The following is a 12,732-nucleotide window of genomic DNA, read 5'->3' on the forward strand; positions in this document are numbered from 1 at the left end:
TAAAAACTAGGTGCGTGAATGGCTCAAGCTTGGAAATATATTGCTGTATTAACAGGATTGTTGGCCTGTGGAAGCCATTCAGTTTGGGCGGCAGAAAATGCTGCCGCACTTGATTTTGATGGTGATGTCGAAGAAAGTATTGCCGAAGTGCCCATTGAATCGATTGAGCAGTTTGTGCAAATCTACGGCATCGTCAAAGATAATTATGTTCAGGAAAAACCGGATGATGTTCTGTTTCTACAGGCAATCAAAGGGCTGGTGGGTGGTTTAGATCGCTATTCACGTTATTTGAGTCCTGAAGAATATAAACAGTTGATGCAATATACGGAAAGTGACCTTGCGACTGCTGACTTTGAATTGGCTTTTGATAGTCATATTCATCAATGGAAAGTGAAGAATTTACGCGATAATTCAGACTCATTTAAACTCGGTTTAAAAAATGGCTTCACTATTTTTAAAATTGAAAATCAAGAACTTAAAAATTTAAATGCCCAACAAGTCGAAGATTTATTACATGGCTCAATTGGTTCAACTTTTCAGTTGCAACTCAATGAAAAAAGCCCAGCCATCACAGTGGTCAGAAATCGCAAATTAGAAGTGGCAGATATAGAGCCGATTATGTTGCATAATCAGGTTTTAGTTCTTAAAGTCAAAGTCTTTCAGCAAGATACAGCCAATGAAATTAAACGTTTAATCGAAGAATACAGCACTCAAAAAGTAAAAGCCGTGCTATTCGACCTGCGCAATAACCCCGGTGGTTTACTCTCCGCTGCTGTTGAAACGGCTGATCTGTTTTTAACTCAAGGAACGATTGTTTCTACCAAAAGTCGTTCAGAAGGCAATCAACAATTCCAAGCCTTACCCGGTGATGAGTCGTCCAATACCAAATTAGGTATTTTGATTAATGGTCGTTCAGCATCTGCCGCAGAAGTCTTTACAGCTGCAATGAAAGAGCATCAACGTGCTTGGGTCATTGGTGAAAAAAGCTATGGCAAAGGCGTTGTACAGAAGTTATTTCCATTGCCAAATGGCGCTGCATTACAAATGACGGTTTCGCATTATTATACGCCTAATGGCAATATGATTGATGGGCAGGGTATTCGCCCGAATCTGGAATATCCATGGGCTTTAGATCAAAAAGAAGAAACTTATTTAAATAATGTTGCAGATCAATTATTAAAACATCGTGATAGATAAAGTTGAATGCCGAGAAGTGAATTTATAACCCTGTAGCCGTTTTATGCTGCTATATCTGACATTCGGCAGTTAAATCACGTTGTGTTGAGTAAGGGGTATACCCCCTTACTCAATGACGACATCTATGTCGCTACGCTATATATAAAACCGTACAAAAAACAAAAACGCTTGAACTGATATTATGATGAAGAATGGAGGCTGCTTTTATTCATCATCATCGGTATCTAAACCAAACTTTTTCAAACGGTAACGTAAAGAACGAAAGGTCATGCCCAATTTCTTCGCAGCTAAAGTGCGATTCCAATGGGTTTGATTTAATGCAGATAACAGCACTTCTTTTTCGACTTTTTCCAAATATTGCTCCAATCCTTCTTCTGGAATGTTTTGTGCTTTATTCGGCATGACGATAGGCAAGGCTTTACTTTGCATCAGATCAGGCGATTCGACTTTGTGGACACCACGATGTGGAGCTGGTTGTAGCTGTTGAATATCAATATAGTCTTCATCACTCATGGTAATGGCTTTTTCAATGATATTGCGTAATTCACGAACATTGCCTGAGTAATGTTGTTGCAAAAGAAAAGCTTTGGCTTGTTCAGTGAAAGACTTGGTTGAAATACGCCACTCTGTACAAATTTGCTGAAGAAAATGATTGGCTAAAATTAGAATATCACAATCACGTTCGCGCAATGGCGGCAGGACAATATCCATCACATGAATTCTAAAGAACAGATCATGGCGGAATTTGCCTTGTTCAACGAATGCTTCAATGTCTTGATGTGTTGCACTGATAATACGAAAATCAACTTCGATTTCGCTATCACTGCCTAGAGGACGAATTTTCTTTTCTTGCAATGCTCGTAACAGTTTGGCTTGCATCGCCAATGACAGTTCTGCAATTTCATCTAAAAACAGGGTACCACCATTGGCAGCTTGAATAAGACCCTGTTTGTCTTGAGTTGCACCTGAAAAGCAACCTTTTTTATGCCCAAATAGCTCACTCTCCATCAACTCTTCAGAAATTGCACCACAATTAATCGCAACAAAAGGGCTATCACTGCGGTTGCTGAGTAGATGGATGAGGTTGGCAACAACCTCTTTGCCTGTTCCAGATTCACCCGTGATAAATACGGGAGCTTGTGAACGGGCAATTTTTTTAATCGATTCTCTTAACTTACGAATCACCTGTGAATCACCGATGAGCATTGATTCTTCAAGCGGTGTATCGCTGATCGTTTCTCTTAACTGCGGTACATGCAAGGCTTTTTGTAAAAGCTGTTGCAGATGTAACTGGTTAATCGGTTTGCTGACAAAATCAAAAGCGCCTGCTTTCAGCGAGGCAATCGCAATTTCCATATTGCCATATGCAGTTAAGACCGCAATAGGCGTTTTAGGATAGTGCTGCGATACATGTTTAACCAAATCTAAACCACTACCATCAGGGAGGTTTAAATCGGTAATACAGGCATCATATTTATATTCACTAAAAAAATATTTGGCTTGTTGTAAATGGTGTGCCATATGCGTTTTGATGCCCATCCGAGAAAGGCTCATTTGCATTAACATACATAAATCTTGTTCATCATCTACAAGTAAAACCAATGGTTGTCGTGTAGTCATATCCCCAAAAACCTAATCTAATCCATGAGTGGGCATTCGATACGGAAGCACGCCCCTTGTTGTTTTTGCTCTACGTAAATTAGTTTCGCTTGATTCGCTTCGCATATCGTCTGCGATAGGTACAATCCTAAACCAGTTCCATTGATTTCGGTACTAAAAAATGGCTGAAATAATTGCGAAAGATCTTGTTTTGTGACGCCTTTCCCATAATCAATCACATTGATATATACGTGTGATTCATTTTTAAACGTTTGCACTAAAATGTGTTCAGCATTTTGATCATTATGACGTAATGCATTACGGACTAAATTGATTAAAACTTGTCGAAGATGAGAATCATCAAAATAAATCCAAACATCAGATTGGACCTCTAATTTGATTTTTTCCTGAGCATCCCCTAAATCATGGCGTAATAAGTCATCAACAAATTCTTGAAAATTAATTTTCGATGTATGGGTCTTTTTATTTTTTGCCATATCCAAGGTATCTTTAATAATATTATTGATACGGATGGTTTGTTTGGTAATCATTTGATTTAAAATGGTTTGTTGTTCTCGGTCACTGCTAATAAAGAGATCATTGGCCTGCGCAATGGCAGCAAGTGGATTGCGAATTTCATGGGCAATACTGGCGGACAATTGACCAAGTGCAGCAAGTTTGAGTTGTTGTACCTTTTGATTAATTTTTTGTGCATCTTCGAGGACCAAAAGCGTGAGTGCTTGATGCGGAACAATCAATTTTTGTACGCGAATATCGACTGTATACGAGGATTGATGCGATTCAAATTGGAAGCGTTCGCCATCACGTAACATGGCATCTTTTAAGATTTCATATAAGTCCGGTTGAAAGCTGGATAAATGATATTGCTCATGTGCGTAAAGTGGTGAAATACCCAAAAGCAAACAGGCGGCAGGGTTACTGACAATAATTTTGCACTTTTCATCGAGCACCAAATAACCCACTTCAATCTGTTCTAAAATATAGCGGTTAATGTTCTGTAACTTAAATAATTCAAGCGATTGATAGGTATTTAACGACTCCAAAACTTGGAAGCGATTAATTGCAATCTGTCCAATGCCATAGACCATAAAAAATAAAAAAGCCAATAAGGCACTGTTACTAATATTATTTAAATTTGAAAAATCGAAGAAGCTGCCTAAAAACTGTTGGTAAATAATCGCAATCACAGAAACCAGTGTTACGAATAGTGCTTTATTTTTACTGAGCAGAAAATTCGCGGTAAAAACGGCAATCACGAACAAAATACTGATGGCTAAATTTGGCCCATTAAGGGCAAATACCAAGGTACTTAGAAAGGGAATATCAACAATAAAAAAACCAATAAATTGTCGTCCAACACCATGTGGGTAGAACTTGAGCAGCATCATTTGTAATGCTGCAATCAGCGTAAATGCAGTTAGAGAATAAAAATATAAGCTGGGATATTGGTAATGTACGGGTTGATGTTCAAGGGTAATCAGAAAAATAATGACTAAGCAAAAGGCAATAACCAATCTATATCCTGAATACAGTGTGCCTAGACGGTAAATTGTTTGATAAATGGGAACCGTTACCGTAGGCGACATAAATCGTACTCAAGATAAATTATTGTTTTAATCAATTTATGGCTTAATTAGACCATAACGTATCGCAAGGTGAGTGAGTTTTACATCACTATCAAGTCCTAATTTTTCAAAGATACGATAACGATAAGTATTGACTGTTTTTACACTGACAAAGAGTTTGTCAGAAATTTCTTGTGCACTGACACAATTTACCACCATCATGGCAACTTGCATTTCACGTTCTGACAGCGCGTCAAAAGGTGAGGTTTGTGTATCGGATAAATAAGAGCTTGCAAGTTGTTCGGCAATATCGGCACTAAAATACTTACCGCCTTGCATGACTTTTTTGATTGCGCGAACCATTTCAGTGATTGGCGCGCCCTTGGTAATGTAACCACGAGCTCCAGCTTTCAATAATAGCGATGGATAGGGTTCTTCAGCCAAACCACTCACAGCGAGTACTTTGGTATCAGGTGCGGTTTGTAACAAACGACGGGTAGTTTCTACACCACCAATTCCAGGCATGTTGACATCCAATAAAACCACATTGGGATGTTGTTGCCTTACAATCGTAATTGCTTCTTCACCAGATTCTGCTTGTCCAATGACTTGAATATCGGTCTGATCTTCTAACATTCTGCAGATGCCGGTTCTTACTAATTCATGGTCATCTACCACTAAAACAGTAATCACTTACACCTCCTTAAATTTCTCAATATCGACATTTTTGTTACATAAAGCAAAAAAGACTTGCAAAGACATAACAAAATTGGCAATCCTATTCCTAATATCCATTCAATATTTACGCATAATACGGCGTGATTGAAATATTTGTTTTAATATAGTCACGTTTGAGTGTAAATGTAAGTCATATTTGAGGTAATTAGCAAGTTTGTGAATACCTCCTTGAGGTGAGTAAGTTATCGTGAAAAAACCAAAAAAAACGTTAATGCATGTGCTGAGTTTGTCAGTACTACTCAGTTTGAGTTCTACCGGTTTTGCTGAAATCATTATGAACTCATCGGGGGGGAGCGGACAAGCAACTGTAAATTGGTCTTCTTCAGATGCCAGCCAGTTACTCAATGGTGACTCTCTGGATGATGATGGCGAGGATATTTCTCCAAAAGGCTCAACTACCTTAACCACAACAATTCGTGCGTCAAATGCTGCACCGACAACATTGACCAATAAGTCTGTACAGATTTATGACACCAATACCTATAACAGCCAACCATCGGTAAATGCACGTGCCGCGTTGGTGATGGATGCAAAAACAGGTGAAGTCCTGTTTAGTAAAAATACCAATATGGCATTGCCTATCGCATCAATTACCAAGTTGATGACAGCAGTGATTACCGCAGATGCCCGTTTAAATATGTCTGAAGACATTACTTTGCAACAAATCGATTTCGCGGGTGCTGGTGGTAAGAATTCAAGTTCAACTTTAAAAGTTGGCGATACCATGAATCGTGCTGAAATGTTACTTGTGGCATTGATGAAATCTGAAAATCCAGCTGCAGCGGCTTTAGCACGTACTTACCCAGGTGGTCGCCAAGCGTTTTTTGCTGCAATGAATTCAAAAGCACGTCAATTGGGCATGAACTCAACCCATTATGTTGAATCTACTGGTTTAGATCCACGTAATGTTTCTTCTGCTCGAGATTTGGGGATTTTAGTCAGTGCTGCATCGCAATATGGCTTGATCCGTCAATTTTCAACAACAGCACACTATGACTTTAATTTAGGTTATCGCGTGTTGAAATCAAACAATACCAATGCCTTAGTACGTAATGGCGGCTGGAATATTAATATTTCTAAAACGGGTTATATCAATGAGGCAGGGCGTTGCGTGGTTATGCATACCACTGTAAATAGTCGTCCAGCTGTAGTGGTGTTATTAGGTGCAAGTTCTTCTCAGGCACGTACCAATGATGCAACCAATTTATTAAATTGGGTGAGTAATTTACCGAAACGTATCTAATTGGTTTTTCACGGTACTTAACCAGCCAAATGACAAAAAGCTCTTCAATATGAAGGGCTTTTTTTATGCTTAAATTAAGCAGATCAATAAACCATGATCAATAAATTGTATTCGCTTATTTTTAAAATGGGTTACTGTTGAACAACAACAAGAAATGATGACCTTAGCTAATGAATGCAATGCAACATGCACGGATTTCTGCCAAACGTTGGGGCGGCGAAGCAGAAGACTATTATCAAATACATGGATTTATTGATAGTACCAAAAGTTTATGCAGTGATGCCCGTCATCGAATTTTACATACATTATGGGGCGTAAATTCGGTGGTGATTCCTGTGTTTGGGCATAGTCTTCAAAATAGTGCAGGCAAGTCAATTGATATTAAAGACTTGTGTGAGCGTGATCATCTCTTGGTGGACTACCAACAGCGTTTTATTCCAACCTTAAATGATTTTGTTAATGCGATAGATGCTAAACATTTACCTAAAAACTTTGAACAGCAACTCGAGCAGTTACATCAATATTATTTACAGGATAAAACGCTTTCACAGCTGATGTTGTCACCTCTGGCTTTAACAGGCAAATTGCATTCTTTGTTAATCACCCACAACAGTTGGTTTATTTACGATATTTTGCCGCGTATTAGGGAATTACCTCCATTGGAAAATATTGTGTATAGCCCAGCAGATTTTTTTAATGCCATGCATTTTGAATTGTGGATGGATAATGGAATGGCGATACCTTTAAGTGCTCAAGGTCTATATCAACGAAAACAGAAATTGCAATCAACAAAAAATTAGGGGATTCGTATGGCGACTTATGTGATACGTGCAAAATACTTTGGCTATAACGATGAGGTTTTTTATATTGCGGGAAATCGTATTGCCAATATTTTTGACAATAAACAACAGGCAGAAGCAACCTATAAGCAACTTGAAATTGAGAGTGCGCGTGATTTTGCTCTATATGAAGTTGAATCGCTTTTTGAAGCGGATGAGGCGCAATTAAAACAACTGGATGATTTTGTCTTTGCGCGTTGTGGTGAACATATTCTGGATGATGATGAATTATCTATGGATATATTACCTGCAAGCTTAAATGATGAGGATACATTTGAATTTGTTCAGCTTGCCGAGATGCAAAAATTTCAGTTGATACAGTTTGATCAAGAAGTGAAATTTTATGGTTTATGGTCGATGAAAAAGCAACAATGGTTTGAAGAGCATGATGAGGGTTTTGCTGGTTTGGTTTATTCAGAAAACTCAGAAGTGCTTAGAAATAGTGTGGGGAAAATTTTTGCTGAATATGACTATTGTTCTATTCATCTCAATGGAACCTTATCAGAACTTTCAGAGCAACCAGGATTGTTGGAAGCATTGATTGCAACTGAATCAGGTCTAAGTTATGACAAGGCTGAGCAAAAGTTAAGCATAGCATATTCGAAACATGAAGCTTTATATGCAGTAAATCCTTTACTCAAGCAGCCTTTATTTGAAATCAAGGAAATTAGTCTTGAAGATATTCAACGTATAGAAAAGGACTTGGCAAGACAGTATAGCTATGACCAATATGAAGAAGAATAATGTTGAGCTTGAGCATAAAAAAACCAGTTGCGCACAACTGGTTTTTTTATATATGAATGCGTTATTACATATTTGAAAGAATAGAGTCTTTCACTTGATTCATTGTTGCATCAATAGACAGCATCACTGCATCTTCACATTGTTTAATTGCAGTATCAGGATCTTTTAGACCATTACCTGTCACAGTACATACAATCACAGAACCTTCAGCAATTTTACCTGCTTTGATATCACGAATTGCACCACCGATAGATGCCGCAGAAGCAGGTTCAACAAATACACCTTCATACATAGAAAGCAGACGTTGCGCTTCTAAAATTTCAGCATCAGTCAATTCATCAAACCAGCCATTTGAGTCACGAACGACCGCTTTAGCATGATTAAAGCTTTGAGGATTACCAATACGAATTGCTGTTGCAACTGTTTCTGGGTTTTCAACAGGACCACCACGTAAGAACGGTGCAGCACCAGAAGCTTGATAACCGACCATGATCGGACGACCTTCAGGGTTTGGACCTGTAAACTTATCTGTTGTAGGGTCATAAACTACTTGTTCAAATGCTTCAACAGGTTGATTCGCAACGGCTTCGGTATAACCCATCCAATGCGCAGTGATATTACCCGCATTACCGACAGGTAAGCAGTGGTAGTCAGGCGCACGACCTAACGCTTCTACGATTTCATAAGCAATGGTCTTTTGACCCTGTAAGCGGTATGGGTTGATTGAGTTAACAATCGTTACCGGTGCTTGGTCTGCAACTTCTTTAACCAAACGCATGCCGTCATCGAAGTTGCCACGAATTTGCATAGTGATCGCGCCGTACATCATCGCTTGTGCCATTTTACCCATGGCAATTTTGCCTTCTGGGATTAACACAAATGCTTTGATACCCGCACGAGCAGCATATGCAGCAGCAGCAGCAGAGGTATTGCCTGTAGATGCACAGATAATCGCCTTAGAGCCTTCTTCTACCGCTTTGGTCACTGCCATGGTCATACCACGGTCTTTAAACGAACCTGTCGGGTTTAAACCTTCATACTTCACATAAATTTCAACATTCTTACCAATAATACCGGGAATATTGTCTAATTTAATGAGAGGCGTATTACCTTCATTTAAAGAAATAGCACGTGTAGTTTTCGATACTGGTAAGCGGTCACGATAGCGATCAACAAGTCCTGTATAGCGATTGGCATTAGACATGATGGTGTTCCAATTGTGTGTAGAGCAAATAAGATATTCTTTTAACCTCTAAGCCTCTACTCGGAGAGGCTGCGCCATTCATTGAATGGCGCTTTGCAGGGTATTGCTGCAAATTTAGAGGAGTTTAAAACCCGATTAGTTATCGAGCAATTCTAAACGAATTCGTACGATTTCGCCATGGATAGCAGGTAAGGCTTGAATTTGTGCAATCGCTTCATTCATTTTCGATTCGACGATCGGATCAGTCAAAATCACGATAGGAATCAGATCTTTTAAGCGAGGCTGCTGCATGATGGCATCAATACTGATCCCCGTGCGACTTAAAATTGTTGTTACATCTGCGAGTACGCCAGTTTGGTCTTCAGCATTTAAACGTAAATAATAACCTGTGGTCATCTCATCACTCGACAAGATATGCAAGTCGGAAAGAGCTTCAAAGGCAAGCTGAGGAATAGTACCTGAACCATCTTCTGTGTAAATGATATCACGGACAATATCAACCACATCTGCCACAACCGCAGAAGCAGTAGGGCCTGCGCCTGCACCTGCGCCATAATACAATGTAGGGCCAACTGCATTGGCTTGAACCAGAACAGCATTCTTCACGCCATTTACATTGGCAAGAAGCTCTTCTTCAGGAATCAGGGTTGGGTGTACGCGAAGTTCGATGCCTTTGCTAGAACGACGTGCAATACCCAAGTGTTTGATCTTATAGCCAAGCTCTTCAGCGTATTTCACATCTTGTGCAGTAATCTTGGTAATACCTTCGGTATAAACCTTATCGAACTGTAGAGGAATACCAAAGGCACATGACGCAAGAATAGTCAGCTTATGCGCAGCATCAATGCCTTCAACATCAAATGTTGGGTCTGCTTCGGCATAACCAAGTTCTTGCGCTTCTTTGAGTACGTCCGCAAAGGCACGCCCTTTTTCACTCATTTCAGTCAGAATGAAATTACCTGTACCATTGATGATACCCGCAAGCCATTCAATTTTATTGGCTGCTAGGCCTTCACGAATGACCTTGATAATTGGAATACCACCGGCAACCGCTGCTTCAAAGGCAACTTGTACGTGGTGATCATCAGCCGCTTTAAATAGCTCATTTCCATGTTCTGCCAGTAAAGCTTTGTTTGCCGTTACCACTTGCTTGCCATGTTTAATGGCTTCCATCATGACTTCATAAGCAGGGTGGATACCGCCCATGACTTCAACGACAACATCAACATCAGGCTGGCGGACGATATCTAGCAGGTCGGCGCTCTGTTTAATGCTTGCTGGTAAATTTAGATCTGGACGTGGACGACGCGTACCTACGTGGGTAATTTCAATTTCTCGGCCGGTGCGACGTCTAATTTCAGCAGCGTTTTCTTGTAGTAGTTTAAGGGCACCACCGCCTACGGTTCCAAGACCGAGTATTGCCAGACGAACTGGTTTCACGTCACACTCCAATTATGTATATAAATTATATTAAGCTTAGATCATAGCTAAAAAATGCGCCAGACTCTAGAGTCTGACGCATCTTTATATTGAGCTATAAATAATAGTAAATTTACTGATAAAAATTATTTATTTAAACGGCTTTCAATTTCGTCAGCAGTCATATAACCGCCCAGATATTCACCCTCTGCATTGTAGATCGCAGGGGTACCATTTACACCCATTTTTAGACCTAAAGCATATAGGTCACGAACTGGATTTTTACAGCTTGCTGGTGGAAGCGCAGTACCGGCAATGGCTTGATTAAATGCAGCACTACGGTCTGCACTACACCAGATACTTTCCATCGTCGGTATAAATTGTTCGCCACGTGGCCATGCGATATAACGTATTTCAATACCTTTAGCCGTGATTTCACTGATATGTTCATGAAGTTTATGGCAATAAGGACAGCTTGCATCAGTAAATACATAGATGACATGTTTAACCTTGCCTTGCGCAGGATAAACCAACAGGTCCTTAATATTTAACTCAGCAAGATATTTCTTGTTTTCTGCAGCTTGTATTTTGTCACCAATGCTACTGAGTTTATCGCCACCTAAACGGATCACATCGCCTTGGATCAGGAATTTACCATCAGATGTTGCATAGACTGAGCTCATGCCTTCCATACTGATCCAATAAAGATTGGGCATTTCAGTCGGTTTAGCATCTAAAATTTTGGCTTTAACACCAGCCTTTTTGAAATTGGCTTGTAATGTTTGGATTAGACGTTGTTTTGCATCACGCTCAGTTAAATTCGATGCCTCACCTGTTGCAGGTGCTGTCGCAGTTAAAGTGTCATCTTTTTTTGAGTCTGGATTCTTTGAACAAGCACTCACTGCCATCGTGCTTGCAATAAGACAAGCCAACATCAATTTTGAACGATTCAATTGCATAAATAACTCTTTATGTTTCTTCAGCATGATTTGAGGGAATTAGCATAACAAAATTTTTAATAGTGTACTTTAAAACTTGATTAAGGGATGTAAATTGCCGATATACACGCCATGCTCAGTGATTAAGCGCGTGGATGATATTTTTCATGCAGCTGTTGCATACGGATTTGTGCGACATGGGTATAAATTTGTGTGGTCGATAAATCACTATGCCCCAAAAGCATTTGCACCACCCGTAAGTCAGCGCCATGATTTAAAAGATGCGTTGCAAAAGCATGGCGTAAGGTATGTGGTGATAGCTCAGCTTGAATTCCAGCTTGTAAGGCATAACGCTTGATGGCATACCAAAAGTTTTGACGACTCATGATGCCACCATGTTGGGTTAGAAATAGATAATCGGTAGCGGATTTATACAGTTGTGGGCGAGATTCAGTTAAATATTTTTCCACCCATTCACATGCCATTCCCCCCAAAGGCACCAAACGTTCTTTATTGCCTTTACCTGTGATTCTTAAATAACCTTGTTTTAAATTGATCAAATCTAATCTTAAATTGAGAAGCTCTGAAACACGTAAACCACAAGCATAAAGCACTTCAAACATGGCGCGATCACGCAAACCTAATGCTGTTGTGACGTCTGGTGCTTGGATCAGTGCTTCAACGTCCTGCTCCGATAAATCTTTAGGCAATGCTCGTCCGAGTTTTGGGGTTTTATGGATTGCGACAGGATTATCTAAACGAATCTTTTGTTCACGTAAAAACTTAAAAAATGAACGTAAAGCAGAAAGTGAACGGGCAATTGACCGAGGGCTTTTGCCTTGTTTGGTGAGTTGAATAAGCACATCTGAGATGTCTTCATGTGTCCAATTCGGAAGGTAAGAATTTACACATTCACTACATTGAATTAAGTCCGATAAATAGGCGTTTCTTGTATGCGGACTGACCGTTTGTGCAATTAAATAGTCACGGAATCCCTGTAAAAAGCCTAGATTTTCAGGAATGGCAACAGCAGCAGGAATGCGTGGTTTCTTATTTAGCATGGGCTTTGGTGGTGTTTAAAACTTATTTGTTAATGGAATGTAGACTAAAAGAAAACATAAGTCGAATATCGTATTTGAATGAGAATTGTAATCAAACCTTACTTGGTAATTATTCTCATTTGTATGTATAATAGTCTGTCTATCGTGTAAATTTTAGGGTTAAT

Annotated in this window: 11 protein-coding genes; 4 read left to right on the forward strand and 7 right to left on the reverse strand. The window is 39.5% G+C overall.

What is annotated here, in order from left to right; genetic code table 11:
- Positions 1–18 precede the first annotated feature (18 nt).
- Complete coding sequence (locus tag AS4_RS01460; protein WP_004818558.1) at positions 19–1,197, forward strand: S41 family peptidase; 1,179 nt, start codon at positions 19–21, stop codon at positions 1,195–1,197.
- A gap of 204 nt (positions 1,198–1,401) precedes the next feature.
- On the opposite strand, the gene AS4_RS01465 is transcribed toward AS4_RS01460, so the two are convergent.
- From AS4_RS01465 to gacA, 3 genes are read right to left on the reverse strand one after another with little or no spacing between them, the layout of a single operon-like run.
- Entirely contained in the window at positions 1,402–2,817 is a 1,416-nt protein-coding gene (locus tag AS4_RS01465) for a sigma-54-dependent transcriptional regulator (RefSeq protein ID WP_096732720.1), read from the reverse strand.
- Positions 2,818–2,834: 17 nt separating this feature from the next.
- Entirely contained in the window at positions 2,835–4,403 is a 1,569-nt protein-coding gene (locus tag AS4_RS01470) for a sensor histidine kinase (RefSeq protein WP_096732722.1), read from the reverse strand.
- Between the two features lie 36 nt (positions 4,404–4,439).
- Positions 4,440–5,075 carry a response regulator transcription factor GacA gene (gacA, locus tag AS4_RS01475; protein WP_004718392.1) on the reverse strand — a complete coding sequence of 212 codons (636 nt, stop codon included), beginning with the start codon at positions 5,073–5,075 and terminating at the stop codon, positions 4,440–4,442.
- Positions 5,076–5,307: 232 nt separating this feature from the next.
- Here gacA and pbpG point away from each other — a divergent pair, with 232 nt between their 5' ends.
- From pbpG to AS4_RS01490, 3 genes are all read left to right on the forward strand, one after another.
- Positions 5,308–6,363: a D-alanyl-D-alanine endopeptidase PBP7/8 gene (pbpG, locus tag AS4_RS01480; RefSeq protein ID WP_004718389.1), complete on the forward strand. Its 1,056-nt coding sequence runs from the start codon at positions 5,308–5,310 to the stop codon at positions 6,361–6,363.
- A 170-nt stretch (positions 6,364–6,533) separates the two neighbouring features.
- Complete coding sequence (locus AS4_RS01485; RefSeq protein WP_096732724.1) at positions 6,534–7,163, forward strand: DUF6915 family protein; 630 nt, start codon at positions 6,534–6,536, stop codon at positions 7,161–7,163.
- Positions 7,164–7,172: 9 nt separating this feature from the next.
- Positions 7,173–7,946 (forward strand): hypothetical protein, encoded by a 774-nt coding sequence (locus AS4_RS01490; RefSeq protein ID WP_096732726.1) that lies wholly within the window; start codon positions 7,173–7,175, stop codon positions 7,944–7,946.
- 64 nt (positions 7,947–8,010) lie between these two features.
- Here the strand turns inward: AS4_RS01490 and thrC are convergent, their stop codons facing one another.
- The 4 genes from thrC to xerD form a co-directional block, all read right to left on the reverse strand.
- Positions 8,011–9,150: a threonine synthase gene (gene thrC / locus AS4_RS01495; RefSeq protein WP_096732728.1), complete on the reverse strand. Its 1,140-nt coding sequence runs from the start codon at positions 9,148–9,150 to the stop codon at positions 8,011–8,013.
- A 135-nt stretch (positions 9,151–9,285) separates the two neighbouring features.
- On the reverse strand, positions 9,286–10,590 hold the full coding sequence (locus AS4_RS01500) for a homoserine dehydrogenase (protein ID WP_004718385.1): 1,305 nt from the start codon (positions 10,588–10,590) through the stop codon (positions 9,286–9,288).
- 125 nt (positions 10,591–10,715) lie between these two features.
- Positions 10,716–11,528: a thioredoxin fold domain-containing protein gene (locus tag AS4_RS01505; protein WP_004818569.1), complete on the reverse strand. Its 813-nt coding sequence runs from the start codon at positions 11,526–11,528 to the stop codon at positions 10,716–10,718.
- Positions 11,529–11,650: 122 nt separating this feature from the next.
- On the reverse strand, positions 11,651–12,568 hold the full coding sequence (xerD, locus tag AS4_RS01510) for a site-specific tyrosine recombinase XerD (protein ID WP_096732730.1): 918 nt from the start codon (positions 12,566–12,568) through the stop codon (positions 11,651–11,653).
- Positions 12,569–12,732: the final 164 nt, after the last annotated feature.

Source organism: Acinetobacter guillouiae (assembly GCF_002370525.2).
GTDB lineage: Bacteria > Pseudomonadota > Gammaproteobacteria > Pseudomonadales > Moraxellaceae > Acinetobacter > Acinetobacter guillouiae.